This window comes from Giesbergeria giesbergeri (genome assembly GCF_054779375.1).
Genome location: NZ_BAAGYJ010000009.1, coordinates 1 through 26,889, shown reverse-complemented (window position 1 = coordinate 26,889; position 26,889 = coordinate 1). Strand labels below are relative to the sequence as shown.

General features: G+C 56.9%; 28 protein-coding genes, 1 tRNA gene and 1 riboswitch. Of the genes, 14 read left to right on the top strand and 15 right to left on the bottom strand.

Annotation, left to right across the window (positions count from 1 at the left end; genetic code table 11):
- From ACYVB2_RS12885 to ACYVB2_RS12870, 4 genes are read right to left on the bottom strand one after another with little or no spacing between them, the layout of a single operon-like run.
- Positions 1-750 (bottom strand): hypothetical protein, encoded by a 750-nt coding sequence (locus tag ACYVB2_RS12885; protein ID WP_382433689.1) that lies wholly within the window; start codon positions 748-750, stop codon positions 1-3.
- A 27-nt stretch (positions 751-777) separates the two neighbouring features.
- Positions 778-1,356 (bottom strand): hypothetical protein, encoded by a 579-nt coding sequence (locus ACYVB2_RS12880; protein WP_382433691.1) that lies wholly within the window; start codon positions 1,354-1,356, stop codon positions 778-780.
- A gap of 53 nt (positions 1,357-1,409) precedes the next feature.
- On the bottom strand, positions 1,410-1,706 hold the full coding sequence (locus ACYVB2_RS12875) for a DnaJ domain-containing protein (RefSeq protein ID WP_382433693.1): 297 nt from the start codon (positions 1,704-1,706) through the stop codon (positions 1,410-1,412).
- A 26-nt stretch (positions 1,707-1,732) separates the two neighbouring features.
- A complete protein-coding gene (locus ACYVB2_RS12870; RefSeq protein ID WP_382433695.1) occupies positions 1,733-2,110 on the bottom strand; it encodes a hypothetical protein in 378 nt (125 codons plus the stop codon).
- Between the two features lie 98 nt (positions 2,111-2,208).
- On the opposite strand from ACYVB2_RS12870, the gene ACYVB2_RS12865 reads away from it, so the two are divergent.
- Entirely contained in the window at positions 2,209-2,844 is a 636-nt protein-coding gene (locus tag ACYVB2_RS12865) for an ABC transporter ATP-binding protein (RefSeq protein ID WP_382433697.1), read from the top strand.
- Between the two features lie 14 nt (positions 2,845-2,858).
- Here the strand turns inward: ACYVB2_RS12865 and ACYVB2_RS12860 are convergent, their stop codons facing one another.
- From ACYVB2_RS12860 to ACYVB2_RS12850, 3 genes are read right to left on the bottom strand one after another with little or no spacing between them, the layout of a single operon-like run.
- Positions 2,859-3,677 (bottom strand): LytR/AlgR family response regulator transcription factor, encoded by an 819-nt coding sequence (locus ACYVB2_RS12860; protein WP_382433699.1) that lies wholly within the window; start codon positions 3,675-3,677, stop codon positions 2,859-2,861.
- Entirely contained in the window at positions 3,674-4,747 is a 1,074-nt protein-coding gene (locus tag ACYVB2_RS12855; RefSeq protein WP_382433701.1) for a sensor histidine kinase, read from the bottom strand. Before ACYVB2_RS12855 ends, ACYVB2_RS12860 begins: the two co-directional genes overlap by 4 nt.
- A gap of 26 nt (positions 4,748-4,773) precedes the next feature.
- Complete coding sequence (locus ACYVB2_RS12850) at positions 4,774-5,187, bottom strand: DUF2306 domain-containing protein (protein WP_382433703.1); 414 nt, start codon at positions 5,185-5,187, stop codon at positions 4,774-4,776.
- Between the two features lie 209 nt (positions 5,188-5,396).
- Between ACYVB2_RS12850 and ACYVB2_RS12845 the strand changes: the two genes are divergently transcribed.
- The 3 genes from ACYVB2_RS12845 to ACYVB2_RS12835 are packed head-to-tail and all read left to right on the top strand — an operon-like array spanning position 5,397 to position 8,346.
- Positions 5,397-6,224: an undecaprenyl-diphosphate phosphatase gene (locus ACYVB2_RS12845; RefSeq protein ID WP_382433705.1), complete on the top strand. Its 828-nt coding sequence runs from the start codon at positions 5,397-5,399 to the stop codon at positions 6,222-6,224.
- Between the two features lie 8 nt (positions 6,225-6,232).
- Positions 6,233-7,093, top strand: a complete 861-nt coding sequence (locus tag ACYVB2_RS12840; RefSeq protein WP_382433707.1) for a MipA/OmpV family protein — start codon at positions 6,233-6,235, stop codon at positions 7,091-7,093.
- Positions 7,094-7,140: 47 nt separating this feature from the next.
- The gene (locus ACYVB2_RS12835) at positions 7,141-8,346 is read left to right on the top strand and encodes an alpha/beta hydrolase family protein (RefSeq protein ID WP_382433709.1); all 1,206 of its coding nucleotides are present in this window, start codon (positions 7,141-7,143) and stop codon (positions 8,344-8,346) included.
- A 34-nt stretch (positions 8,347-8,380) separates the two neighbouring features.
- Here the strand turns inward: ACYVB2_RS12835 and rraA are convergent, their stop codons facing one another.
- Both rraA and ACYVB2_RS12825 read right to left on the bottom strand, forming a co-directional pair.
- Positions 8,381-8,890: a ribonuclease E activity regulator RraA gene (gene rraA / locus ACYVB2_RS12830; protein ID WP_382433711.1), complete on the bottom strand. Its 510-nt coding sequence runs from the start codon at positions 8,888-8,890 to the stop codon at positions 8,381-8,383.
- A gap of 30 nt (positions 8,891-8,920) precedes the next feature.
- Positions 8,921-10,966: a methyl-accepting chemotaxis protein gene (locus ACYVB2_RS12825; RefSeq protein WP_382433712.1), complete on the bottom strand. Its 2,046-nt coding sequence runs from the start codon at positions 10,964-10,966 to the stop codon at positions 8,921-8,923.
- 187 nt (positions 10,967-11,153) lie between these two features.
- On the opposite strand from ACYVB2_RS12825, the gene ACYVB2_RS12820 reads away from it, so the two are divergent.
- Positions 11,154-11,229 (top strand) — tRNA-Lys (locus ACYVB2_RS12820).
- A 203-nt stretch (positions 11,230-11,432) separates the two neighbouring features.
- Here the strand turns inward: ACYVB2_RS12820 and ACYVB2_RS12815 are convergent.
- From ACYVB2_RS12815 to ACYVB2_RS12805, 3 genes are all read right to left on the bottom strand, one after another.
- On the bottom strand, positions 11,433-11,630 hold the full coding sequence (locus ACYVB2_RS12815) for a DUF2783 domain-containing protein (protein WP_382433713.1): 198 nt from the start codon (positions 11,628-11,630) through the stop codon (positions 11,433-11,435).
- A 16-nt stretch (positions 11,631-11,646) separates the two neighbouring features.
- On the bottom strand, positions 11,647-13,338 hold the full coding sequence (locus ACYVB2_RS12810) for an FAD-dependent monooxygenase (RefSeq protein WP_382433715.1): 1,692 nt from the start codon (positions 13,336-13,338) through the stop codon (positions 11,647-11,649).
- 159 nt (positions 13,339-13,497) lie between these two features.
- Positions 13,498-14,337 (bottom strand): helix-turn-helix transcriptional regulator, encoded by an 840-nt coding sequence (locus tag ACYVB2_RS12805; protein ID WP_382433722.1) that lies wholly within the window; start codon positions 14,335-14,337, stop codon positions 13,498-13,500.
- 121 nt (positions 14,338-14,458) lie between these two features.
- Between ACYVB2_RS12805 and ACYVB2_RS12800 the strand changes: the two genes are divergently transcribed.
- From ACYVB2_RS12800 to ACYVB2_RS12775, 6 genes are all read left to right on the top strand, one after another.
- A complete protein-coding gene (locus ACYVB2_RS12800) occupies positions 14,459-15,583 on the top strand; it encodes a branched-chain amino acid ABC transporter substrate-binding protein (RefSeq protein ID WP_382433724.1) in 1,125 nt (374 codons plus the stop codon).
- A gap of 117 nt (positions 15,584-15,700) precedes the next feature.
- The gene (gene livH, locus ACYVB2_RS12795; RefSeq protein WP_382433727.1) at positions 15,701-16,627 is read left to right on the top strand and encodes a high-affinity branched-chain amino acid ABC transporter permease LivH; all 927 of its coding nucleotides are present in this window, start codon (positions 15,701-15,703) and stop codon (positions 16,625-16,627) included.
- Positions 16,627-17,856: a high-affinity branched-chain amino acid ABC transporter permease LivM gene (locus tag ACYVB2_RS12790; protein WP_382433729.1), complete on the top strand. Its 1,230-nt coding sequence runs from the start codon at positions 16,627-16,629 to the stop codon at positions 17,854-17,856. Before livH ends, ACYVB2_RS12790 begins: the two co-directional genes overlap by 1 nt.
- A complete protein-coding gene (livG, locus tag ACYVB2_RS12785; protein WP_382433731.1) occupies positions 17,853-18,620 on the top strand; it encodes a high-affinity branched-chain amino acid ABC transporter ATP-binding protein LivG in 768 nt (255 codons plus the stop codon). The genes ACYVB2_RS12790 and livG overlap by 4 nt, the downstream gene beginning before the upstream one ends.
- Before the next feature lie 8 nt (positions 18,621-18,628).
- Entirely contained in the window at positions 18,629-19,330 is a 702-nt protein-coding gene (locus ACYVB2_RS12780) for an ABC transporter ATP-binding protein (RefSeq protein ID WP_382433753.1), read from the top strand.
- A 23-nt stretch (positions 19,331-19,353) separates the two neighbouring features.
- Positions 19,354-19,935 (top strand): IMPACT family protein, encoded by a 582-nt coding sequence (locus tag ACYVB2_RS12775; protein WP_382433733.1) that lies wholly within the window; start codon positions 19,354-19,356, stop codon positions 19,933-19,935.
- Here ACYVB2_RS12775 and ACYVB2_RS12770 read toward each other — a convergent pair.
- A complete protein-coding gene (locus ACYVB2_RS12770; RefSeq protein WP_382433735.1) occupies positions 19,898-21,169 on the bottom strand; it encodes a GGDEF domain-containing protein in 1,272 nt (423 codons plus the stop codon). The genes ACYVB2_RS12775 and ACYVB2_RS12770 overlap by 38 nt on opposite strands.
- Before the next feature lie 25 nt (positions 21,170-21,194).
- On the bottom strand, positions 21,195-21,767 hold the full coding sequence (locus ACYVB2_RS12765) for a TMEM165/GDT1 family protein (protein ID WP_382433737.1): 573 nt from the start codon (positions 21,765-21,767) through the stop codon (positions 21,195-21,197).
- 3 nt (positions 21,768-21,770) lie between these two features.
- Positions 21,771-21,948: riboswitch (yybP-ykoY riboswitch) on the bottom strand.
- 163 nt (positions 21,949-22,111) lie between these two features.
- Here ACYVB2_RS12765 and ACYVB2_RS12760 point away from each other — a divergent pair.
- A complete protein-coding gene (locus ACYVB2_RS12760; RefSeq protein WP_382433739.1) occupies positions 22,112-22,555 on the top strand; it encodes a universal stress protein in 444 nt (147 codons plus the stop codon).
- Positions 22,556-22,631: 76 nt separating this feature from the next.
- Here the strand turns inward: ACYVB2_RS12760 and ACYVB2_RS12755 are convergent, their stop codons facing one another.
- Entirely contained in the window at positions 22,632-23,051 is a 420-nt protein-coding gene (locus ACYVB2_RS12755) for a BLUF domain-containing protein (RefSeq protein ID WP_382433741.1), read from the bottom strand.
- Positions 23,052-23,189: 138 nt separating this feature from the next.
- On the opposite strand from ACYVB2_RS12755, the gene ACYVB2_RS12750 reads away from it, so the two are divergent.
- Positions 23,190-25,490, top strand: a complete 2,301-nt coding sequence (locus ACYVB2_RS12750; protein WP_382433743.1) for a YgiQ family radical SAM protein — start codon at positions 23,190-23,192, stop codon at positions 25,488-25,490.
- A gap of 19 nt (positions 25,491-25,509) precedes the next feature.
- The gene (locus ACYVB2_RS12745; RefSeq protein ID WP_382433745.1) at positions 25,510-26,739 is read left to right on the top strand and encodes a nucleoside recognition domain-containing protein; all 1,230 of its coding nucleotides are present in this window, start codon (positions 25,510-25,512) and stop codon (positions 26,737-26,739) included.
- Positions 26,740-26,889 lie beyond the last annotated feature (150 nt).

The following is a 26,889-nucleotide window of genomic DNA, read 5'->3' as shown; positions in this document are numbered from 1 at the left end:
TCAGATGGCCGATTCTTCGTCCGGGTCGCGGGCTACCGGGGTGGCTTTGCCGCGGTCGGTGTCGCGGGTTTCAAATTTGCCATCGTCTTCTTCGGCTTCTTCCTCTTCACCCAAGCCAAGGTCGTGGGCGCGGGCCTTGGCGCGCAGCACCAACAGCATTTCAATGAACAGGTCGCGGCATTCGTAGCGCAGCAGCCAGGCCAACTCCATCCAGTCGCCATCGGCCACTTCGTCTTGGCTGATGTGAGGACGCACATAGGCTGAGGCCCGCAGTTCGTCGTCACTGAGCAGATCGCCGTCGTCTTCGATGGTGTCAAAGTGGCCGGTGCGGGCAAAAGCCTCGATGCGGCTCCACTTTTCGGCAAAGTAGTTGGCCAAGGCTTCGCTGCCGCCTTCCAAATCGCCAATCGCGTTCAAAAACTCCAGGGGATCGGCTTCGTCGCGGAAGATGATCCCGTTGACCATGCCGCGCAGGTGGGTGTGGGTGAGGTCTTTGTATTGTTTCTCTAGCACCAAGGCGCGGGCAAACTGCTCAGGGGTGATGAGCAGGTTGACCACCGAGTCACGCGAGGAGTCGTATTCCCGGATCACCGCCAGCACGTCTTTGGCGGGCAGTTGGGCGATGACTTCCATCAGGGCGTGGTCGCCTTCGGTGTCGGCCAGTTCGGCCAGTGCGTATTCGGCGCCAACGATGTCGCCAGCGGCGATCAGGCTTTGGGTTTGGGTAATGAGGGCCAGGTGGTTGCTCATGGGGGGCTTCTTGGTGCTGCTTGCTGCTTAGTCTTTGCGATCAAAGCCTTGTCCGGACAGCCAGTCTTCACTGGCTTCATCGCGGCTGCGTTCGTCTTGTGGGTCGGTGGCATCGTCGGCGCTCAGGGGCTGGGCGTTGTCGTCGTCACGGTCGTTGTCTTCGTGGTCTTGGGCGTTGTCGTCGTCTTCGTCCACAGCGGCGGAGGCCAAGCCTAGGCGGGGGTGTTGTTGCAGGTATTCCAAACAGGCTGCCACGGCCAGAAACCAAGCACCTTGTGGTTCTTGCAACACACGCTGCGCCAGCGGTTGTGCCCAAGTTTCCAACGTGACGGTGGGGGCCAACTCTGCCCAGTGGGGTTGGCTGTTTTCGTGGGTCAAAAATCGCTCTAAGGTGGCCGCTGCGTTGCCAAAGCGGAAGGCACGATGAAAGACCACTGCCACCATTTCGGGGCTGAGCTCGATCATTTGCACCAGAAAATCGAGTTCCTTGCGTTTGTCGGCCAAGCGTTTGCGCAGCACGTCTTTGCCTTCGGAGTCAGAGGTCAGGTCGTCCAATTCAGCTTGGTAAGCCGAGCGCAGAGGATGGAAAAAGGAAGTCAGTCGCATGTGTTTTGACAGAAAAATAGGTGGAAAGACGTAGAGGGGCAGGTGGTGGCGCCTTAGCGCGGTGGCTGAACGCCTGCCAGCACCTGCTGAAAATACGATTGCCAAATAGCTTGGGCGGTTTCTAGTGGGTCGTCCAACAGATTGCGGCGTCGGTTGTCATCGTAGGCTTGGCGCTCTTCTGGGTCGGACAACACCTCGTAGGCTTGCTGCACAGCGCGAAAGCGGGCGGCTGCATCGGGTGCGGGGTTCTTGTCGGGGTGATAAAACGAGGCTTTTTGCCGAAACGCTTTTTTGATGTCGGCCAGCGAGGCATCGCTGCCCAGCCCTAGGGCGGCGTAGTGGTCTGTCATGCGGGGCTTTATCCAAAAGAGAGAAATTATTCTGTATCCAGCCCAAAGCGTGCCCGCAGGGCTTGGGCAAAGGGAGGGCTGCCACTGAGGGTCAAGGTCAGGGTATAGCGGGCGTGGGGCTCGGGAGGCTGGCCCAAGGCGAGCTGCCCGGCTTCTTCGTCGTAGTGCAGATGCAGGGCAGGCGCATGGTCTTCTGACTGGCTTTGCAGATCGTAGTCCCACAGGCCATCTTCATCCAGTGGGCCGCGTTGAGCGCCAAATTGCTGCTGTGCCCAGTTCAGCACCAGCGTGATCTCGGCCAGTAGTGCGGCCAGGCGCTGTGCAGGCACGCAAGCCATGGCATCCCAGGTGCTGATGCCCTGATCGTCTTCACTGTAGTCAAAATCGAGGTAAGACAAGGTCATGGTGCGCAGGCATCGGGTAGCGGGGCAACGATTGTGCGGCAAATGCAAAATAGGTAGTGTGCGGCGGGTTTTCAAGCCGTGGCAAACAAGGAGTGTAGATGGACGATAAGGCCGCAGTGCTGCAAGTGAAAGAGCTGTGTTTTGGCTACCCAGAGCGCAAACTCTGGGCGCATTGGTCAGTCACGGTGAGGGCTGGTGCGACGCTGGTGTTAGGTAGCGACGGCAGTGGCAAAACCACTTTGCTGCAATTGCTGGCCGGTGATGTGTTGTCAGAGTCTGGCACGCTCACGCTGGCGGGTGTGGCGCTGCACGAAGACGCCCCAGCCTACCGCGAGCAGGTGTTCTGGCAAGACCCGCGCTCGTCCGCCCTAGACGCCTTGAGCGTGCAGCAGTGGTGGGACAGTCTGCCCGCTCGCCACAGCCACTGGGATGCGGCAGCGTTAGCAGCCCATGTAGCGGGGTTTGCTTTGGAGCCGCATCTGGACAAAGCGTTGTACCAGCTTTCGGCGGGCACCCGGCGCAAGGTGCTGATGGCGGCGGCATTGGCCTCCGGGGCTACTCTTACTTTGATCGACGAGCCGATGGCTGGGCTGGATCGTGCCTCGGTGCAGTACCTGCAACAGGCGTTGGCCGATGCGGCAGCGCAGCCCGGTCGCACCCTGATCGTTGCCCACTACGAGGCGTTGGATGGCCTGCCGTGGGCACAAGTGATCGAACTGCCTGACGAGGCTTGAATGGGCAGTGGGCCTCACATAGCCTTAAAACGGTGCGCATACAGCCTGCTCACGGTCAGTTTCTCTGGTCGTTGGCGCAATTGCAGGTGTAATCGACCAGCCTCATCGCGCACGACTGTGGCAATGGCGCTGGCACGCACCAGCACGGCCCGGTGTACTTGCCAAAACACTTGGGCGTCTAGTTGTGCTACCAGCTCTTTGAGGGGGGTGCGGATCAAAAATTCACGCTCGGCGGTCAGTACGCGCACATATTTGTCGGCGGCCTCAAAGTACAACACGTCTGAGACCGGAACCAAATGCAGATGTGCCCCGCTGCTGGCTTGAATCACCGTGAGCAGTGGGCGTGGCGATGGTACCTGCATAGCACTGGCCAAGCCCGGCACCGTCAGCAGTTGGCGCAGTTGTTCTACCGTGGCGTCGAGTGCTGGTGCAGAGGGCAATGGCTGCTGCCGTAGCTGCTGGAGTCGGTGTACTGTTTTTTGCAATCGCGCGGTCTGTATCGGTTTGAGCAGATAGTCCACCGCCTGCGCTTCAAAGGCTTGCACCGCATATTGTTCGTAAGCAGTAACCAACACCAAGGCTGGAAAAGGCTGGTCGGCAGGCCAAGCATCCGCCAGTTGAGCAGCGGCTTCCAAACCCGTCTGGCCCGGCATCCGAATATCGAAGAACAACACATCGGGGCGCAATGCCAATGCCTGCTCCACGGCGCTGATGCCATCGCCCACCGTGGCCACAATGTGCAACTCCGGCCAGACCTGACGCAGTGCGTGCTCCAAGGCTGCGGCCAAAAGCGGTTCATCTTCAGCAATCAAGGCGCGGGGAGGAGATGTCATGTGGGGCAAGTCTCAGGCGGTAAGGGCAAGGTGATGTTGGCGCTGGTGCCCCCGGCACTCGCAGCGGCCAGCTCCAGCGTTGCGGTGGGGCCATGCAGCGTACTAAGCCGTTCACGCACTTGGGCCAAACCAAAGTGGCCGCCCTCTTGTAGATGGGCCGCGGCCGTGGCTGCCAGACCGACGCCATTGTCCAGCACCTGCAATTGCAGCAGGCGCGTGGGTGCTGCCTCTACAACACGGGCCTGCACCAGCAGGTGCCCGCCCTGCACCTGTGGCTCTAAGCCGTGGCGGATAGCATTCTCCACCAAGGGCTGGAGCAATAGCGGGGGTACAGGAAGATCGTGTAAGGCCTCAGGCAAGTCCAGCGTATAGGTCAGCCTTGCTCCCATGCGCACGGCCATGATTTCCAGATAGTCGCGCACCCGCTCAAACTCTTCGGTCAAGGGGTGTTGTGTGCTGCGCGAACCACCAAGGGTGGCACGCAAATAGGCAATCAGGTGCTCTAGCAGGGTTTGGGCGCGCACCGGATCGGTAGCAATCAAGGTATGTAGATTGGCCAAGGTGTTAAACACCATGTGTGGCTCCAATTGAACCTCCAGCAGTTTCAGGCGGGCCTGTGCGGCATCGCGTTGAGCCAAAGCCATCTGTGTTTCCAAAAACCGGGCTTTGCCCCGGCTATAGAAAAAGAACGACATAGACACGCTGACCACTACAGTGATCGCCAAGGTCAAGGCAGTATCATGGGGTGTCCACAGGTGCAGTGCCTCCGGGCGGCCACCGCTATAAGCATCCCCCAGCGCCTTGCCAAATACAAAGCCGCTGCCTATGCCCAGCGCCAGCAGGGCCCCTCCCCGCCAGCCTCGGGGCCACGCAACGGCTTGGGCTTGGCACCACCACCACCGGCCCAGATCAATCACCAGCCAACTGATCAGTCCAATCGACAAAGAGTAGACAAGCGCAACGTCCCAAGTGCGATGTTGGGCCAATACCAGTGCCAAAGCGATCAGGCCACAGCACAGGGTAGTAGCTAAACCGTGGCCCCCAAAGGAGCGCCAATCAAAATTTTGCATAGCTTGAATCGGAATGGGACGAGAGATCAGAGCAAACCCAGATGACCCCATAGCCACTGCCCCAAAAATCGGCTGGGCAATAGCGTAAAGCCCCCTGCCACGACACAAGCGCCGATATAAGTCCGTTGCATCGTGAGTCGGTGGCCCGTGATGTTGTGCTTTGCCAAATACCACAGTCCCCGCCCCACGCTCAGCAGCGTGACGGGAATCAGTAAATGAATAGGGCTGTAGCCCGCCAGATGAAGCCCGCGTACATCCCGGATAAACAGTGCAGACAGCGCAGTAATCAGCATCAGCATCACCCAAGCATAGCCAGCAGCGCGGTGCAAGCGTGGGTAAGTGGAGCGGCCCAGTCGCGCCCACAGGGCCAAGGGGCCAATGGCGGTGGCCGCCAATGCTGCGGTGAGATGGATGGCGATGGTGGGTGTCAGTGGCTGCATGGTGAAAGCGTCGGTTGGTTGATGCCGCCACTGTGCCGAGCCACGGTAGCCAAGGCCACCCACCAGCGACGAAATGCCATTTGGCGGCGTGCAACGCACGCACGTTGGGACAAACGGCGGCACGTTTCTAGGTGCATGAGAAGTCTTAGCCACAGCGCAGGCGGATAATCCGCGCTTTTTTGGCCCGCCTGCGGGCTTGAAGGACAACCGTGGATATCGTTTTGTTGGTCAAAGCCGCCATCATGGGGGTGGTAGAAGGGTTGACCGAGTTTTTGCCCATTTCGTCAACCGGGCACCTGATTTTGGCGGGTGCCTTGCTGGGTATGGATGATGCCAAGGCCAAGGTATTTGACATTGCTATCCAGACGGGGGCGATTTTTGCTGTCATTTTGGTGTATTGGCAAAAAATCCGGGCCACATTGGTGGCCTTGCCTACGCAACCACAGGCACAGCGTTTTGCACTCAATGTGTTGATTGGCTTTGTCCCAGCGGTGGTCATGGGCTTGTTGTTGGGCAAGGCCATCAAGGCACACCTGTTCACGCCGGTGGTGGTGGCGAGCACCTTCATTATTGGGGGCTTCATCATCTTGTGGGCTGAGCGCCGTCCAGTGTCTGTTGTTCGGGTGCATTCGGTAGACGATATGGGTACCATCGATGCCCTCAAGGTGGGGCTGGTGCAGTGCTTGGCCATGATTCCAGGCACCAGCCGCAGTGGGGCCACCATCATCGGTGGCATGTTGTTGGGCTTGTCACGCAAGGCCGCTACCGACTTTTCCTTCTTTTTGGCTATGCCCACGCTGATTGGTGCTGGGGTCTATAGCCTGTACAAAGAGCGGGCGCTGCTGGATTGGGCTGATGCCCCGATGTTTGCCGTGGGGCTGGTATTCTCATTTTTCAGTGCTTGGCTCTGTGTACGCTGGCTTTTGCGCTACATCAGCACGCACAGTTTTGTTGTCTTTGCCTACTACCGTATTGCCTTTGGGGCGTTGGTGTTGCTCACGGCCTGGACTGGCTGGGTGCAATGGGCTGATTCATAATTGCCCAAATGAACACCTTCTCTACCACCACAGCTTGGCAAGCCTGTCTGTGTGCTGTGGGCATGGCGTTGTCTGCCAACGCAAGTGCGCAGGGTGCGCCAGCAACCACAGCACCTGTCGAGGGCACACCAGGACATGCTGGGTTTGTTTGGGCGCTGGGCGCTACGTTAGACAATGGAGCCAGCTATGCGGGCAGTGATCGGCGCAGTACGGGCCTGAGGCCAGTGATCGGGGTGGCGCTGGGGCGCTACACCCTTAGTTCTGGTGGTGGGGGCGCCCTGCTCGATCGCGATTTGGATCGGGCGGAGTCTGGGTTGAGTGCCCGTTTGGTCGATCATGGCAAGATGCGTCTGACAGGCTCTTTGCGCTTTGGCGGAGGGCGAAAAGCGGGTGATGAGCCCCGGCTGCAAGGCCTACCAGAAATTCGGCGCACTTTGCGTGGGCGTTTGGGCGTCGTCTATGACGCTAATGACCATTGGTCTTTCCGAAGCTCGCTGAGCCAAGATTTGTTGGGGCGCGGTGGAGGGGCCATACTCAACAACACCGCCCGCTATGAGTTGGATTTGCCCCCTGGCACCGAGCTGGCGCTGGTAGCGGGCCTGCATCTGGCCGATCGCACCTACATGCGTAGCTTTTTTGGTGTGCCTGCGGCGTTGGCAGGCGTTACCACGCCATTGCCCGCCTTTCAACCCCGCGCGGGGGTACACAGCACCGAGGTGGGTGTAGATTGGCGTCAGAACTTGCACCACCACTGGGTGTTGTTGGGTGGGTTGCGCTACTCCCAATTGCGTGGCGATGCCCGTCGCAGTCCGCTCACCGTCAAGCCAGACAACTACAGTGTTTCTGTGGGGTTGGCCTATCGTTATTGATGCCCGGTGTGCCACCAACGGGCTCTTTCGCCACAGGAGTTTTATCTATGCAACATTCTGTTTCCCGTTGGCCCCGTCTGGCCCTGACTTGGGTATTGGTGGCCGCATTGGCCGCCTGTGGTGGTGAAGACGGCAACACCGACACAGGCAGCGGCCCAGACACTCCCGTGGTGCCTGTAACCCCGGTGGGTTCAGGTGAGTTCAAGGCCGCTACGGTGTTGGCCACGATCACCACGGCAGACATGGCCCAGGCTTTGCAGGCCGAAGAGACCCGGGTGCAGAATTTGCAGCCCCGCTACGACGTGACGGCCTATCGTCTGGAATACATGACTACGGACGTCAATGGTCAATTGATCCGGGCGTCTGGGCTGGTCAGTGTGCCTGTCAAGATGCCAGGAGCTTCCAGCCCGGTATTGAGTTACCAGCATGGCACTATTTTCCGTGACATAGAAGCACCCAGCAACAACGCTGTGGCTTCTGAAGTCGCAGTGCTCATGGCTTCGCTGGGTTATATCGTGTTGGCTCCCGATTATGTGGGTTATGGCGTCTCCAAAGGGGCGCCCCATCCATACTTGTTGTCCGTACCATCGGCGGCTGCCACGGTCGATTTTCTGACAGCGGCCCAGACTTGGCGCCGCCAACAGGGGGTGGGTGACAATGGTCAACTTTTCCTGACGGGGTATTCAGAAGGTGGTTATGTCACATTGGCAGCCTACCGGGCCTTGCAAAACAGCCATTCAGCCCATTTGCAAAACCTGCGTCAGGTGGTGGTGGGCAGTGGCCCCTACAACGTGCAAGCCACTATGGATGGCTTGGTCGATGTGGTGCGCAACGAAAACCGCTTGATTGGTGCCTTGATCAATCCAGGTTTCTTGCGTTATCTGGGGGGAAGCGCACAAAGGGAGGTGCGTCGTGCTTTGCTCAAACAGTTGCTGCCCGATGATGCAGACGTGGTGATCGATGCCACCTTTATCGACAACTTTTTGTCTGATGATGTGCAAAATCTAGAGCGGCTGAGCAACGTTCACAACTGGAAGCCCAATCTGCCTGTCCACTTCTATCATGGCCGTGATGATCGCACGGTGCCCTACGCCAGTTCTTTGACAACCCTGCAAGCCATGCAGGCTCAGGGGGCAGGTGATCTGGTCAACCTGACCGACTGTCCTGCCACCCCTGCAGGCCATTTGCAGTGCGTGCCCACTTTTTTAGATTTCATGCTCAATCAGTTGGCTTTGCAGGCCCAAGGCTTGTGATTGGCGGGGCAAGCTTGGCTTGCCCCAAAAAGGTTTATGGCAGGGCTGTGGTGTGGATGACGATGCCATCGGCATCGGCATAGAGCCAGTCGCCCGGACGCACCCAAACTCCCTGAATCCGCACGGCCACGTCCCGTAAACCTTGGCCTCGTTTTTCGGTGGGCAGGGGCATGTTAGCCAGCGCCCGAATGCCCACGGCGCTGGCGGACAGCTCCGCTACATCGCGCACACAGCCGTCCACTACCACGCCAGCCCAACCGTTGCGGGCCGCAGCAGCGGCCAGATTGCCCCCAACTAGCGCCCGGCGCAGAGAACTCCCCCCATCGACCACCAGCACCCGGCCCTCTCCCGGAGTGTCCAAGGCCGCCTTGACCAGAGAGTTGTCTTCGTGGCACTGCACCGTACTGATAGGGCCGCTGAACTGTGTCAGTCCGCCAAAATCTCGAAAAACGGGTGGCAGTACCCGAAAGCTACCGCTGTCATCATTTTTGTAGGCATCACAAAAATCACAGGTGCTGAAGGTAGGGGCAGGGATGTTGCTCATGTCAAAAAACTCCAGACAGAAAAAATCTCTCTACAGACCACGTTTGGCCGTACTCAACAGGGTGGTCACTTCCAGTGAAATATCAGAGAAGTGAGACCCCGCACCAATCAGTTTTTCGGCATCGTTGTATTGCCCCGCATTGATTTTGCGGGCCACTGCACCTGCGCTTTGGTGAAAGTCGGCATGTTTGGTCAGCAATTGCGAGAACAGAGGGCGGTTGCCCCAGCGTTCACCACCGGGGCCATGAATCCAGCGGCCCAAGGGGCACTGGTCATCGCGGCAAATGGTGTCGGCATCCAACTTGTCGTGTTTGGCAATGGCCGAACGCAGCTTGACCTTCCATTGGCGGTGGGCCTCAATGGCAGTGTCAAAATCAAAATCTGTCACGGCGGTGGTGCCGTACCCCGCATCGTCCTGCTCTGACAGTTGGGCCATGGCAGGAAGGATAAAACGAGCGACTTCACTGGCCAAGGTTTGGGCCTGATTTTGCATGGCGGCTGCGGCAGCGGCCGTTTCTTCGACCAGCGCAGCGTTTTGCTGTGTCATCCGGTCGAGTTCCTGCACGGCTTGACCGATTTGGCCAATACCTTGGTCTTGTTCGCGGGCGCCTGTGGCCACCTCGCTCAGCAAGTTGTTGACATGCTGGGAGGAATGCACGATATCTTCGATAGTGCTGCCCGCTTTGCGCACAATGTCGGTGCCGGTAGCTACTTGGTCAACGCTGCTGTCAATCAGGGTTTTGATTTCTTTGGCGGCTGCGGCACTGCGCCCAGCCAGATTGCGCACCTCAGAGGCGACCACGGCAAAGCCTCGGCCTTGCTCTCCAGCGCGGGCAGCTTCTACGGCTGCATTGAGTGCCAAGATATTGGTCTGGAAAGCGATGCCATCAATCGTGCTGATGATGTCGGAGATCTGTGCCGACGACTGCCGGATGCCTTCCATGGTGTTGACCACCTCCCGCATCACATTGCCACCATCGCTAGCAACTTGGGCATTGTGTTGCGCCACTTTGGACGCCTCTTGCGTGTGCTGTGTGGTGTTGCTCACGGTGGCGGCAATTTCTTCCATCGAGGCCGCAGATTCCTCCAAATTGCTGGCGGTGTGCTCTGTGCGACGAGACAGATCCAGCGCCCCGCTGGCAATTTCGCTGGCTGAATGGACGATGTCATCGCTGGAGCGGCGCACGCGCAGCACCATGGTGCGCAGTGCATCCTGCATCGCATGCAGTTCAATCATCAGTTGGGCGGCTTCGTCTTTGCCCCAAGGCGAAGGCGAGGTGGTCAGATCGCCACTGGTCATGGCCCGCAGGTGGCGGCGCGTTTCTTTGAGGCCACCATCCATCACGCGGTAAAAGGTCAAAAACAGGTAGCCTGCCACCACCACACTGACCAGTACGCCCAGTCCGGCGATGGTTAATTCATGCAGAAAAACGCTGTAAAGATCGTCCACATAAATACCAGAGCCCAGCACCCAACCCCAGGGCTGGAAACCTTGCACATAGGCCAGCTTGTCTACTGGCAGTTGATTGCCTGGGCGTGGCCATTGGTAAGACACAAAGCCTTTGCCACCATCCCGACCAGTTTCTGCAAAGGCTTGAAACAGCGCAAAACCGTTAGGGTCTTTGCGGTCGCGCATATCTTTACCATTCAGATCGGGCAAGATCGGGTGCATCACCATGCGCTGTTGCACATCATTGATCCAAAAATACTCTTGCTTGTCGTAGCGTAGGTTACCAATCACTTGTTTGGCCAATGTTTGCGCCTGTGCTTGGGTCAGTTGCCCCGATGTTTCTTGACCATGTGCCCACGTCAGAAAACCATAAGCCACCTCTACATGTTGACGGGTGGCGTCCATGCGCGACTGGATAGAGGTATCAAACTCGGTTTTCAGCATCCAGCCTACCAGCGCCAACATTGGCAGCATAAAGGCCAGCGAGATGATCAGGGCTTTGGTGGCAAAACGCAGGTTACGAAAAGCCCGCACACCTGGTGCCCAGACGCCGTGGTGTTCAAAAAAACCGGAATCATCAGAGCGGTGTAAGGACGCGGCGGTAGAGTGTGGAACGGAATCATTCATGGCATCGCTTGTCTTGATAGTATTTTTATGACGATTTGCTGACAGGCGGGGATCATAGGGGAGCTTGTGCTCACTGAGGTTGCCTGGTACAGCAAACGTGCTGTTTTTGTCGTCGTAAAGAGCAAGATTGGTGCTGGTTGCTCCCCGAAAGAATTTTCCATGCTATAATTCGAGTCGAAACACAGTTGGGACGTTAGCTCAGTTGGTAGAGCAGCGGACTTTTAATCCGTTTGTCGTGGGTTCGACTCCCGCACGTCCCACCAAGTATTTAGCCTTACGGCGCAACAAAACCCTGCTACTTTTTGGTGGCAGGGTTTTTTGTTGTTCATGGCACCTAAGCTAGGCGCTTGCTGAGAGTCGGGGGAGGTAGCAGTCTTTGTGCTGCTCCAAACCCTCGGTTGACTAGGAGTCTGTGTGTAGTGGGCGCAGCACAGAACAAGATACTTACTTGGCGCTGCAGGGTGTCTTACAGGTCACGCAAAGCGATTTGGATGTGTTGCCCAAACAACTCGGCATCTGCCAGCACATTGGCATTGAGCAGCGCCAGCTTGACTAAAAAAAGCTGTGATTTTTCTGGCCCAGCTTGGTCAATGGCGGTAGCCAGAGTGTCGTAAACCGTTTCTAGTGCCGGAACGGTCAAGGTGTGGGGTGTGGTGCTCGACATAAAGCTCTTTCTTCTCTTATTGGGGTAGGGCAGCATTCAAGGCTGCTTGTAGGCGTGTCGCATCCAGCGTGAGCCAGCGGGCGCAGACATGCTGATCGGGGCGCAACAGGTAGGCGCCACCATCGGTTTGGATGCCATAACGCTGGCGGCAATGGCTGTGCGTGTCTGGCAGGGTGAGGTCAGCGCCCGCCACGGGTTGGATGGCGCCTACAGCAATCACCTTGAGTGGTATCTTTTGGGCGCGTGCCGCGGCTACCACCTCTTGCAGGGGCTGTGGGATGGCTGCTGCATGGGTGAAATAAAGTAAATCAAAACCACCGCCCAGATGATCGAGCAAAAAGTCATTGCCCCCCAGACGAACATTTTGTGGTGGGGCGCCGTGGGCAGGCCCGGTAGTGAACAGAGCGTTGTCATCGCCGCGGCTGTTGAGTGCTGAATGTGTGTACTCATGGGGCCGTGAGGTGCGCCAGTGGTAGAGCGGGCGCACGAAATCCTGTGTCAGTGACAATGACAACACGGCATTGCGCAGCACTGTAAAGCCGCCCGAAGGGGGGGCCATGAAACGGGTGCTTTTGCCTGCTTCATCGATAATTTCACGCGCAGCGCCCACACGTTCGGCACTGTGGTTGGCTAGAAGTTTTTCGCTTGCCAGCCCTTGGATGACAAACGCCAGATGCCATCCCAGCGACTGCGCATCCTGAAAACCAGTGTTGGCCCCACGCACCCCGAAAATGGGTAGCAGGTGCGCAGCATCCCCAGTAAAGATGACGTTGCCATGCACATAGTCGGGCAGGGTCAGTGTGCGGGCTGAGTAAACCGATGACCAGTCCATCTCCCAAGGCGTGCCGCCAAAACCAATCATCGCCAACTGTGCATCAATGCGGGCCTTGAGCGACTCTGGACGAAGGGCTTCTTCGGGTGTTTCGCCTGCGGGCAATTGGTAATCGACGCGCCAGATGCCGTGGGGTTCACGGTGCATCAAAATGGTGTTGCCAGGGTTCCAGGCAGGATCAAAGTAGGCCAGTCGTTCGGTAGGCAGAGGCAGGTCGATTTTGATGTCGGCAATCACAAAAAAGCCTTCGTACGATGCGCCCTCCATACGCAAGCCCATGCCTTCGCGGATGGCAGAGCGTCCGCCATCGGCGGCTACTACCCACGCGCTGTCCAAGGTGTATTCCCCTTCTGGGGTGTCTACGGTCACCGTGACAAAGCCTTCTTTTTGCTCGGTTTGAATGACTTTATTGCCCCAGCGAAAATCGATCAGCCCATGTGCTTGGCAGGCATCGTGCAAATACTCTTCCATGTATTGTTGTTGCACGTTGATCATCGGAAAAAAGCGGTCATCCGGATCATGCGGTGCCTCCATGCGAAAACACCGTTGGTTGCGGTAGTAGGAATTGCCAAAGCGCCAAGGCAGGCCGCCTTCGGTCATTCGGTCGGCCACACCGACCTGTTGCAAAATTTCCATCGAGCGCCGAGTGAACACAATGGCCCGGCTCCCTTGGGAAAACTGTAGTTCAGCATTCAACACCACACAGGGTACACCGTGGCGGGCCAGTTCTAGGGCTGTGACCATGCCAGAAGGCCCCGCGCCCACAATCACTACTTTTTTGCGCTCCTGTGCGGGGTTTTGTGAGGGGAGCCAAGGGGCAAACACTTGGTAATCGTAATAAATGGAAGGACGAGGCTGGGTGCTGGGCCGGTGCATAAAAGTGGTCTCCAGTGGTGGGGATGAGCCCGGTGAATGGCGCTCACCTTGGGTTGAGATGGTATGCAGTGTAGAAACCCATACAGCCCACACTGTCCCTAAAAGGGGACGTATCGTCTTGGTTCAGGGGTGGGTTTTCCCTGGGCTTCGTGGCAGGTCTCAGGCCAAAGGCTCTAGTAGCAGCGAAAACAGTTCACGCTGACCGGCTACCCCTAGTTTGCGGTACAGGCGCTTAAGGTAGGTTCGGGCGCTTTCTATGGTCAGGCCGAGGCGCTCGGCCAGCGCCTCGGTGCTCAGCCCTTGCAACACGCTACGCACCACATCCAGATCACGGGGTGTCAAGGCAGGGCAACGTTGTTGCAGGCGGGTCAGTACCAAGCCGGCCAGATCGTCTTGCAAGGTTTGGCCCGCATAGTGCAAGCGCATGGCCTGCATGACAAAGGGGGCATAGGCTTCGACGGTGGCAATGGCTGTGGCGTCAAAAAAGCCATGTTCTGTACCGCGGTATAAATTGACCGATAGCCAGCGCCCACCTTCCTGTGGCTGCAAGACAGACAATCGCTCTAGCAGCTGGGGCTGTTCATAGCATACGGCCCGGTATTCAGTGTGTTGCACATCGCTACTGCGTTGTCGGTGTAGCACAATGCGCTGCTGGTGACGGGTGGCATCCAAGCGACGATGGCGGTTTTCTTCGGCTTGCATGACCTGCTGGCTGCCATCCAGCAGATAAAAACGGCTCACATAGTCGCTAGAGATCAGGGGCAATTGGTGGGTGCGCGAACGATCCCCCAGCCCCACCAATTGCGGTGTGCCTTGGCCTCGCAAGGTAAAGATCGTGCATTGCGCCAAGCCGACATGGCGGCCCAGCAGGTGCAGCAAATCTTCCGCTACGGCATGACTGCTGGCACGGCCCAATTTTTCTAGTAAGGCGGTTGCATCTTCCAGTGGCAACGGCAGACCGTGGCTGGGGGAGGGCGCAAGCAGCCAATAGTTGGACATAAGCAGCACTGTAGTGCAGTGCAATGGCTTTGTGGCACAAAATGGGCCGTCCTGACGGACAATAGCGTTACTTTTCACCAAATTGTAAGTTTGGTATCACCCTATTCTGGAAGGATTCCTGATGATGCTCCCGTTCCGTTTGCATACCGTCGCTGCTGCTTTGGGTTTGGCTGGTGCCATGTTGCTGCCTGTGGCGCATGCACAAAATATCAAAATTGCGATGGTCATTCCGGCTACTGGCCCCGTGACGCAGTACGGTGATATGGTCAAAGAAGGCGTGACCACTGCTGTAGAAATGGCCAACGCTGCTGGTGGCATCAACGGCAAGAAGATTGAGCTGGTTCCGGTGGATGATGCTTGTGAACCCAAGCAAGGCCCAGTAGCCGCCAACCGTGTGGTCAATGCCAAAATCGGCTATGTGGTCGGCCCAGTGTGCTCGGGTGCCGCTATTGCCGCCGTGCCTATTTACAACAACGAAGGCGTTGTGGCGGTCACGCCCTCGGCGACTTCTCCAGCCCTGACTGAAGGCAAAAACTTCCAGTTCATCTTCCGTACCATTGGCCGTGACGACCAGCAAGGCCCCGCTGCCGCCAAGTTTATTGCGGACAAAGTCAAGCCGAAAAAAGTGGCCGTGCTGCACGACAAGCAATCCTACGGCCAAGGCATTGCCGCCTCGGTGCGCGACGATCTGAAGAAGGCGGGCGTCAATGTGGTGTTGTTTGAAGGCATCAATGCGGGCGACAGCGATTACTCTGCTGTCATCACCAAGCTCAAGAGTGCCGGTGTAGATTTTGTCTACTACGGTGGCTACCACCCCGAAATGGGCCTGCTGTTGCGCCAGTCGGCAGAGCAAGGCCTCAAAACCCGCATCATGGGCCCAGAAGGTGTGGGTAACCCCGAAATCAATGCGATTGCTGGCCCGGCTGTAGATGGCATGCTGCTGACTTTGCCCGCTGACTTTTCTGCCAATCCCAAGAATGCAGCCATCGTCAAGGCCTTCAAAGACAAGAAGCGCGACCCTGCCGGTGCCTTCCAATTGTCTTCTTACGCTGCGGCCCAGGTGCTGATCGACAGCATCAAGGCCGTGGGTGACAACCCCTCCAAAGTGGCTGAGCATTTGCACAAAGCTTCGTTTGACACCCCCATTGGCACTGTGGCCTGGGATAAGAAGGGCGATCTGAAGTCGTTTGAGTTCCAGATTTACCAATGGCACAAAGACGGCGGTAAGTCGTTGGCTACCAAGTAAACCGCTCCTTACTCTTCAACCCTTTGCCTGAGCATGGCCCCGCGGCAGCGGCGGCCATGCTTTGGTGCGTCATTCACTTTGGGGGCGTGTGGCCCCCTTTTTTTGGGATGTCCTTGGATGTCTGAACTCTTGCCACAGCTGATTCAACAGCTGTTCAACGGCTTGTCGCTGGGTGCGATTTATGCGCTGATTGCCATTGGCTACACCATGGTGTACGGCATCATCGGCATGATCAACTTTGCGCATGGCGAAATTTACATGATCGGTGCTTATGCCGGTCTGGTCACTTTGTCGGTCATTGGAACGCAAAGTGGTTTACCCGTGGCGGTGGTGATTGGGCTCATGTTGCTGGTATCGGCATTGCTCACGGGCGTTTATGGTTTTGTGGTGGAGCAGGTGGCTTATAAGCCCGTGCGCCACGGCCCCCGATTGGTGGCGCTGATTTCGGCCATCGGGATGTCGATTTTTCTGCAAAACTGGGTGGCCTTGGGCCAAGGCGCACGCGATATGGCGGTGCCATCGCTCATCCCTGGTGCCATGCGCTTTGGTACTGAGGGCGGCTTTGAGATTTATATCCCCTACTCGCGCGTGCTGATTATTGTGGTGGCCGTGGCCTTGATGATTGCCTTGACGCTCTATATCAAGCATTCACGCATGGGCCGGGCTTCGCGCGCTTGCTCGCAAGATATGCACATGGCTAATTTGCTGGGCATTGATACCAATCGTGTGATTTCTTTCACCTTTATTTTGGGAGCCATGCTCGCTGCGGTGGGGGGGGTGCTGATCGCACTGGCCGTGGGCAAGCTCAATCCGTTTATTGGCTTTTTGGTGGGCATCAAAGCCTTTACCGCCGCCGTCTTGGGAGGTATTGGCAGTATTCCGGGTGCTATGTTGGGTGGTTTGCTATTGGGGGTGGCTGAAACCTTTGCCGCCGCTTATATCTCGTCTGAATACAAAGACATTGTCGCCTTTGGCCTGTTGGTGCTGATTTTGCTGTTCCGCCCCACGGGCCTGTTGGGCAAACCAGAAGTGGAGAAGGTGTGATGCTGCGTTCTAACCTTCGCCATGCGCTCATGGCTACTGTGCTCACGGCACTGGTCGTGATTCCGATTTTTGGCCTGCACCTAGAGCGTGCTGGAGGCCGCACGGTGGTGCAGCCGCAGTGGGGTTTTGTGTTCTGGGCTTGCGCTTTGGTGTTTGTGGTGCAGATGTTGCGCCCACTGCTGGGTAAACGCCTATCGCACCTTGCTTGGCCCACTTTGCCACCAGTGTCTGGTAGCCAGCGTATGGGGCTGGTGTTGGCGGCTTTGCTGATTGCCGTAAGCTGGCCTTTCTTTGCTGGGCGCAATGCGGTAGACATTGCCACGCTGGCCATGATTTATGTCATGTTGGGCTTGGGGCTGAACATTGTGGTTGGCTTTGCAGGCCTGCTCGATCTGGGCTTTGTCGGCTTTTATGCAGTGGGCGCATACACCTATGGATTGCTGTTCCATTGGGCGGGCTGGAGCTTCTGGGAGGCACTGCCGCTGGCTGGTGCAGCCTCGGCGTTGTTTGGCTTTTTGCTCGGCTTTCCGGTGCTGCGTTTGCGGGGTGATTATTTAGCCATCGTCACCTTGGGTTTTGGCGAAATCATTCGCCTGCTGTTGGTCAACCTGACCGACTGGACGGGCGGCCCGGATGGCATCTCCAGCATTCCTAAGCCCACGGTGTTTGGTTTGGAGTTGGCCCGCAATCCCAGCGTTGAAGGGGGTACCACCTTCCACCAATGGCTGGGGCTAGAGTTCAATTCGTTGCACATGGTGATTTTCTTGTACCTGATGGCGCTGGCGCTGGCGGTATTGACGCTGTGGATTTCCAACCGCCTGATTCGGATGCCCATTGGTCGGGCTTGGGAGGCGCTGCGTGAAGATGAAATTGCCTGCCGCTCGTTGGGCCTAAACCCGATGAAAATCAAACTCTCGGCCTTTACGCTGGGGGCTATGTTTGCCGGTTTTGGTGGTGCCTTCTTTGCGGCACGCCAAGGCATTGTCAACCCAGAGTCTTTCACCTTTATCGAATCGGCCTTGATTTTGGCCATTGTGGTGCTGGGCGGCATGGGTTCGCAACTGGGGGTGATTATTGCGGCCATTTTGATTACCGTGCTGCCTGAACTGGCGCGTGAATTTTCTGAATACCGTATGCTGATGTTTGGTTTGGTCATGATTTTGATGATGGTTTGGCGGCCCCAAGGGCTGCTGCCAATGCAACGCCACCATATCGAGGTGCGGACATGAGCACCCCTTTGTTAGACATTAGCCAACTCTCCATGCGCTTTGGTGGCCTATTGGCCGTGGATGGGGTCGAGTTTTCGCTGCAAAGTGGCGAGATTTTTGCCATCATCGGCCCCAATGGGGCTGGTAAAACCACGGTGTTCAACTGCATCAGCGGTTTTTACAAACCCAGCACGGGACGCATTGCGCTAGAAGGGCGTGACATTGCTGGGCTGGGGAGCCACACCGTAGCAACGCATGGGTTGGTGCGTACCTTCCAGAATGTGCGCCTCTTCAAAAACATGACGGTGTTAGAAAACCTGCTGGTGGCCCAACACCGCCATGTGCGTGCTGGGTTTTTGGCGGGCTTGTTCAATACCGCCGCTTATCGCCGCTCTGAGCAAGAAGCCATCGATCAAGCAGTGCAGTGGCTAGACCATATGGGTTTGCGCGAGTTTGCCAACCGCGAGGCTGGTAATTTGGCCTATGGCCACCAGCGCCGTTTAGAAATTGCCCGCTGCATGATTACACGCCCGCGTGTATTGATGTTAGACGAGCCTGCGGCGGGTTTGAATCCGCAAGAGAAAAAAGACCTGCAAGGCTTAATCCAACAATTGCGCGACCAACACCAAGTGACGGTATTGCTGATTGAGCATGATATGAGTTTGGTGATGGGGGTTTCAGAGCGCATTCTGGTGATGGAATATGGCAAACCCATTGCCTTGGGCACACCTGAGGCGATTCGCAACGATGCGCGGGTCATTAAAGCCTATCTGGGAGAAGAATGATGCAAACCATGTTGGAATTGCGCGATATCAATACCTACTATGGTGCCATTCGGGCTGCCAGCGATGTCAGTTTGCGTGTCAACCAAGGGGAAATTGTTTCGCTGATTGGCTCGAATGGGGCGGGCAAAACGACCTTGCTGATGACGGTGTGCGGCAACCCCCGTGCCAGCAGCGGCAGTGTCTGGTTTGAGGGTGAGAACATCACCAACCTACCGCCCCACTTGATTATGCGCAAGGGTATTGCCATTTCGCCCGAAGGACGGCGTGTATTTGCCGACCTCACCGTAACCGAGAACCTGAAAATGGGCGGCTTCTTTCTCGACAACGCCGAGATTGAAGCGGGTATCGAGCATGTGTTTGGCTTGTTTCCGCGCCTGCGGGAGCGGGCGCACCAGCGTTCGGGCACCATGTCGGGGGGTGAGCAACAAATGCTGGCGATTGGGCGGGCTTTGATGTCTAAACCGCGCCTGTTGCTGCTGGATGAGCCTACGCTGGGCTTGGCCCCGCTCATCATTGCGCAGATTTTCGAGATCATCCAAACCATCCGTAAGGAGGGTGTCACGGTGTTTTTGGTCGAGCAAAATGCCAACAAAGCGTTGCAAATTGCCGACCGGGGCTATGTGCTCGAAAATGGCCGCGTGGTGCTGGAAGACACAGGGGCCAATTTGTTGGCTAACGGCGATATTCGCAAGGCCTATCTGGGCGCGTAAACTGCCACCCTTTGTGCCGTCTCATGCCCCAAACTTTGGCCGCCCCCGCACACAGCGAACTGATCATCAAAAAAAGTCGCTTTATCGGTTGTGTGCAGCCGATGAGCGACCGCGCTAGCGCCCAAGCCCATGTAGATGCCTTGTGGCAACAACATCCGGGTGCGGCCCATATCTGTTGGGCTTTGTTGGCGGGCGGTCAATCGGCAGCAGTGGACGATGGTGAGCCTAGCGGTACGGCTGGGCGGCCTATGTTGGATGTGTTGCGCCATCAAGACCTCGAAGGGGTGTTGGCCACGGTGGTGCGTTATTTTGGTGGCGTGAAGTTAGGAGCTGGAGGCTTGGTGCGTGCTTATACCGACACCATTGCCCAAGCCTTGCTCACGGCTCCCAAAGTGCAACTGCAACGCATGCAAACCCTGCAATGCCTAGTGCCCTATGCCTTAGAAGGCTTGCTGCGGCGCGAGATTGACCACGCTGGGGCCGAGCTGTTGCAGGTCGAACACGCCTCGCTGGTCACGTTGCATTTGCGCCTGCCACAAACACAGGCAGCCGCTTTTGTGGCCCATATCAATGAGCAATCGCAGGGCCGTGCGGGCTGGCCGTAAGTGTTGGCGCGCTGCATACCCGATTGCGCCCAGCAGCTTTGGCTGCGTACAACGCATCATCAGCCAGCTTTAACACCGCATCGGCACTCAGGTGTGGCCCGGCCACCACCGAGGCTACGCCCACACTGATGGTGACACAACCCCAAGGGGATGAGGCGTGGGGGATGTGCAAGGCTTGTACGGCTTGTCGTAAGGTATCGGCCATATCCTCGGCTGCGGTAGGTTGTGTGCTACTGGCTAGCAGCAACACAAATTCCTCGCCGCCATAGCGGGCTGCCACATCACCCGCACGACGGCTAAAACCTTGTAGCACTTGGGCCACTTGTACCAGACAGACATCCCCAGTTTGGTGGCCGTAGTGGTCGTTAAAGCTCTTGAAACAATCCACATCCATCATCAGCACCGAGAACGCACTGCCTTGGCGAGCGGCACGCGCCCATTCTATTGTCAGGAGGTGGTCAAAATGGCGCCGATTAAACAGCCCTGTCAAGCCATCAGTGATGGACAAGGTTTCAAGCTGCTGATTCGCCTGTTGTAAGTCGATGGCATATTGCGCTAGCGCCTGATTTTGTTGCTGCAACAGTGCTTGGCTTTCAAGCATGGCTGTTTCTAGGCGTTCATACACCATCAACACCAGCCCCATTGACAGCAGCATCAGCCCAACCACCACGATCAAAAACGAGACATATTGCACTGGGTTGTTGTCCAATATGGAGCTAATGGTGACATAGCCCGTCAGGGTGCTCACTGCACGCAAGCCAAAGACGAAAATCACCAAGAAGAAACCCGTCATCAAAATGTATTGGCCCCGCCCCGGTGTTTGCTTGCGTCTTTGCCATAACATCAGGCCAGCCTGTGCTGTTTGCGCACCAAAAACCACCGCCCCTGACACGATCCGGGCTGTGCTGTAAGGCAGCAATAAGGTAAATAGCAGGGGTACCACCGCCACTGGCCACCACAGCCGCAGGGGTGACAAACGGCATTCTTGGAAACGCGCTACACCCAAGACAAACAGAGAAAAAGTGATGGCCAACAAGGTATTGGCCAGCACAATCGACAACACATCGCTGATCTGGCCACGCAAGGCAAACAAGATATAGGCCCCAGCATGGGCTACCAACGCACCTGCCCATGTGTGTAGCACATTGGTACGGCGGTACGATACAACGGCCAACGCCATCGCCAGCACCACACTGGCTAAGATGATCAGCAAAAACGAGGTGCCAATACTCAAACGCGCTCCTTCAGGGCATTCCGGCCTACCAGAGATTACCTACATTGAACAAGGTGAGTAGCCCCAGCACCGCAAAAATAGCAGCCGCGATGCCATGTACCAGCTTCATCGGTATGCGTTCGGCCACCTTATTGCCCAAATACACCGCAGGCACATTGGCCAGCATCATGCCAAAAGTGGTGCCAGCTACCACAGCGACAAAGTCAGGATACTTGGCGGACAAAGCCACAGTGGCGATCTGGGTCTTGTCGCCCATTTCAGCCAAGAAGAAAGCCAGCACGGTGGTGCCAAAAACGCCCAGCAGCACCTTATTGTCGGCTGCATCATCATCTACTTTGTCGGGAATCAGCATCCAACCAGCCATGCCCAAAAAAGACACGCCAATTACCCAGCGCAACAGTTCTGGCCCCAGTAAGCTGGCTACCCATTGACCCACGGCCCCGGCCAGGGCATGGTTGGCTAACGTGGCAACCAAAATGCCCAAAATAATGGGCCAGGGCTTACGAAATTTGGCGGCCAGCAAGACGGCTAGCAACTGGGTTTTGTCGCCCATTTCGCCCAAGGCCACTACACCTGTAGAGATAAAGAAGGATTCCATAACAACTCCAGGGCCGGAAGCAGAACAAGACTGCACAGCAACCCCGGCCCGTCCGGAGGCTGTGCAGTCAAAGGTCTTGCCAGGCTGGAAGCTGCTTACGCCATGTCCTGTGGGACAAGTGTGTTGACGCAAACCCCTGTACAGAGAAACAGGTCGGCTACTCCCCAATGACGGGTACAGGGGCAATTGTAAGCGCCTGTTGGCTCATTTTTTGCCGCATGTTTGCCATACTGTCGGTTGCCACTGAGGTGGCACATACCAGTGCGGGCATGTGCGTAATTTCCACACCACAGCCCCCTAATGCCATGCGCTAAGCTCATTCCTTTATGAGGAGACTCCCCTACATGTACCAGCATCTCTTTGTGCCCGTGGACGGCTCTGAACTTTCTCACCGTGCCATGGATGGCAGCATTGCCTTAGCTGCCCAGCTCGGCGCCCGTATTACTGGCTTTGTGGTGGAGCCAGATGTGCCTTTGGCCGTTACCAGCCAGAACGCTGATACCTTTGCTGACCGCATCAAGAACCACGAGGCCAAGAACGCTGCCCATGCCAATGCCCTGTTAGGGCAGTTTGAAGAGCGGGCCAAGGCTGCCGGGGTCGAGTTTTCGGGTCTTTCTGTCACCGCTTATGGTGTAGACCACGCCATCATTGAAGAGGCCGAAAAAGCAGGTTGTGACATGATCGTCATGGTGACCCATGGTCGCGGCCCAGTGGGTGAATTCCTGTTCGGCTCTCACACCAAGAAAGTGATTGCCCAGAGCAAGTTGCCAGTCTTTGTACTGCACTGAATATCCGGCCCCCACCTCGTTCAGATGCGCTCTGTGCTGCGGGGGCATTATTTTTGTATGGCGTGGGGGCGTAGCTTCATTCCAACCAGCGCACGTTTTGTAAAACCTCGCTAAAGAAGCTACGCAAGCTCACAGTGCTCATACTGTAAGGGTCAAACTCGCTGCCGACCGAGTATTTCAGAAACAGCTGACGGTTGGTGTCCAGTGAGGGCAGTAGCCCCATAGACCAGCCCGTAAACTGTCGATGGGTAATCTCCGACAAATCTAAGATCACTGTGTCGCGGTGGCGTGGGTCTCTCAAAATCTGGTGGTACAACGCATTGACCACCATGCGGTCACCTTCAAGTTGTTGTAGGAAGATGCCGTGGTTCAGACACAGCGCCCCGGTCACGCCCAAGCGGGCGTTGTTGCGCTGCGAGGCTGCCAGAATATCTTTGACGTCTGCAGGTCCAAGGGCGTGGGCGCAGCGGCTGGCATAGGTCAGTTGTATCAACATCTCAAAATTCCATCAAAACGGCAGTGTGTCACGTTATTGCGGCATTGTCAGCGCAGGTGCCAGTAGCCCCAAGCCAGCGCAGACAAGGGGGGCACCGTAAAATTCGCCTCTTCCTCCCCCATCCCATCTCTCATTTGCATGAACGCCCCGGTTGACGTTTCCTTTTTTGCGCGCGCTGCCAAGCCTCTGAGCAGCTATCGCCCCTATTGGGCCAGGCGCTTTGGCACGGCACCGTTCCTGCCCATGAGTCGGGCCGAGATGGAGCAACTCGGCTGGGACAGCTGCGACATCGTGCTGGTCACGGGCGATGCCTATGTTGATCACCCCAGCTTTGGCATGGCCGTGATTGGCCGAGTGCTAGAGGCGCAGGGCTTTCGCGTTGGCATCATTGCCCAACCCGATTGGCACAGCGCCGAGGCTTTCAAAACTTTGGGCAAACCCAATTTATTTTGGGGGGTGACGGCGGGCAATATGGATTCGATGATCAACCGCTATACGGCTGATCGCAAAATCCGCACCGACGATGCCTATACCCCCGGCGATGTGGGCGGCAAACGCCCCGACCGTGCTGCCATCGTCTACAGCCAGCGTTGCCGCGAAGCGTATAAAGAGGTGCCCATCATCTTGGGTGGTATTGAAGGCAGCTTGCGCCGCATCGCCCATTACGACTACTGGAGCGACAAGGTGCGCCGCAGCATCGTGGTCGATGCCAAATGCGATTTACTGCTCTACGGCAATGCTGAGCGCGCCTTGGTGGAGGTCGCCCATCGCATTGCTGCCCGTGAGCCGGTTGAAAATATCACCGACGTGCGCGGCACAGCTTTGGTGCGCCGCGCCTCTGAAGTAGGTTGGTTTGAGCTGGACTCGACCGAAGTCGATCAGCCCGGCCCCGTCGAGGCGCACATCAACCCTTACCAAACCACCAGCGAACAAGCCGCAGCCCAAGGCAGCAGTTGCAGCCAAGAAGAGGGCAATGCCACCGCACCAGCGCCCACTGAGCAGCCCATTCACTTTGCACCTAACCCGGCGCTGGCAGGCAAACACAAGTTGCCTCCGCGCAACCGCACCGTCATTCGTCTGCCCAGTTACGAACAGGTCAAAGCCGACCCGGTGCTATATGCCCACGCCAATCGCGTGCTGCACCTCGAAACCAACCCCGGCAACGCCCGTGCCTTGGTGCAAGCGCATGGCGAAGGCAGCACTGCGCGTGATGTTTGGATTAACCCTCCGCCTATCCCACTGACCACAGCAGAGATGGATTGGGTGTTTGGCCTACCTTATGCGCGCAGCCCGCACCCCACCTATGCCGATGAAAATGGCAGCCACGACGGAGCCACCAAAATCCCCGCTTGGGAGATGATTCGCCTGAGCGTCAATATCATGCGTGGCTGCTTTGGCGGTTGTACCTTCTGCTCTATCACCGAACATGAAGGCCGCATCATCCAAAGCCGTTCAGAAGACTCCATCATCCACGAGATTGAAGAAATCCGCGATAAGGTCAAAGGCTTTACCGGCACTATTTCGGATTTGGGTGGCCCCACGGCTAACATGTACCGCTTGGGCTGCAAAAGCCCCGAGATTGAGGCCGCTTGCCGCAAACCCAGTTGTGTTTATCCTGGCATCTGCCAAAACCTCACCACCAACCACGACCCACTGATCCAAATTTACCGCCGGGGACGGGCGCTCAAGGGCATCAAAAAAATCCTGATTGGTTCTGGCCTGCGCTATGACTTGGCGGTCAAATCGCCCGAATATGTGCGTGAGCTGGTGCAACACCATGTAGGCGGCTACCTCAAAATTGCGCCCGAACACACCGAGCAAGGCCCGCTGTCCAAAATGATGAAGCCCGGCATTGGCAGCTACGACAAGTTCAAGCAAATGTTTGACAAGTTCAGCGAAGAAGCGGGTAAAAAACAATTCCTCATTCCCTACTTCATTGCGGCCCACCCTGGCACCAGCGATGAAGACATGATGCACTTGGCTCTCTGGCTGAAGAAAAACGGCTTTCGTGCCGACCAAGTGCAAACCTTCTACCCCAGCCCGATGGCGACCGCCACCGCCATGTACCACACCAACCTGAATCCGCTGGCAGGCATCCACCGCGATGAGCGCAGCGAGCGTGTGGACATTGTGCGCGGCGAAAAACGCCGCCGCTTGCACAAAGCCTTTTTGCGTTACCACGATCCCAACAATTGGCCCTTGCTGCGCGAAGCACTCAAAGCCTTGGGGCGGGCTGACCTGATCGGCAACGGCAAGCACCATCTGATACCCACCTTCCAGCCCGTCACCGATGGGGCTTACCAAAGCGCACGGCGTACCAACTCTACGCCTGTCAAACCCAGCAAAGGTCGTGTGCTCACACAACACACCGGATTGCCCCCACGTGAGACTGGTAAAGCTGGCAGTAAACCCTTCTTGGGTAAGTCTGGGCGGCGTTAACAGCAGCCACTACTGACAAATGCTTAATACCCTGTGGCTGGGCTTTTTTGTAACTGCCGCCTTGGCTGCTTTGGCCCAATGGCTCTTCGCTGGCAATGCGCAAATTTTTGCCTCAATGGTCGAGGCACTGTTTGGCATGGCCAAACTCTCGGTCGAAGTCATGGTGCTGTTGTTTGGCACTTTAACTTTGTGGCTAGGATTTTTGCGCATTGCCGAAAAGGCAGGGCTGGTTGATACCCTCGCCCATTGGTTGGCACCCCTGTTTGCACGCCTCATGCCCGAAGTTCCGCGTGGTCATCCAGCGTTGGGGCTGATCACCCTTAACTTCGCAGCCAATGCCTTGGGTTTGGACAATGCGGCCACGCCGATGGGGCTGAAGGCCATGCGTGCCTTGCAAGAACTCAATCCCCAGCCCCACACCGCCAGTAATGCACAAATACTGTTTCTGGTGCTCAATGCTTCCTCGCTCACCTTGTTGCCGGTCAGCATCTTCATGTACCGGATGCAGCAGGGCGCACCCGATCCCACAATGGTATTTGTGCCCATTTTGTTGGCTACTTCAGCATCTACCTTGGTTGGTCTACTGAGTGTCGCTGTAGTCCAGCGCCTGCCTTTGTTCAGTCCAGTGGTGCTGGCTTATCTCTTACCAGTGGCCCTGACTTTGGCCGCTTTCATGGCCTTTCTCACTACGCTTAGTGGTGCTGCTTTGGCCCAACTATCATCCTTGCTAGGTCATTTAACGCTGTTTACGCTCATCTTGCTGTTTGTTGTGGTGGGCACTTGGCGTAAGGTGCCGGTCTATGACGCATTCGTTGATGGGGCCAAAGAAGGATTTGAGGTAGCCAAGGGTCTGTTGCCGTATTTGGTAGGCATGTTGTGTGCCGTGGGCGTATTTCGGGCATCAGGCGCTTTAGGCTATGTATTGGACAGTATCCGTTGGGTGGTTGAGCTGCTGGGTTTAGATACCCGGTTTGTCGAGGCCTTACCAACGGCACTGGTCAAGCCCTTCTCCGGCAGTGCGGCCCGTGCCATGCTGATTGAAACCATGCAAACCCAAGGCGTTGACAGCTTTGCCGCCTTGGCGGCGGCCACTGTTCAAGGCAGCACTGAAACCACCTTTTATGTCTTGGCGGTGTATTTTGGTGCTGTGGGCATACAACGCGCTCGTCATGCAGTCGCCTGTGCTCTTTTGGCTGAATTGGCTGGTGTGGTGGCTGCCATTGCAGTGTGCTACCAGTTTTTTGGCTAAATGCAGCGCGCATCTAGCCCTGTCAAAATTTGGTGCTACAATGCGCCCCTTGCTGCCGATAAGGACCAGTTGTTCACACAACCAACCCATCAGCAACAACTTGAACTCCCCACGGTTTAAGCAGTAGTCGCAAAGATTTCTCAAGTTTTC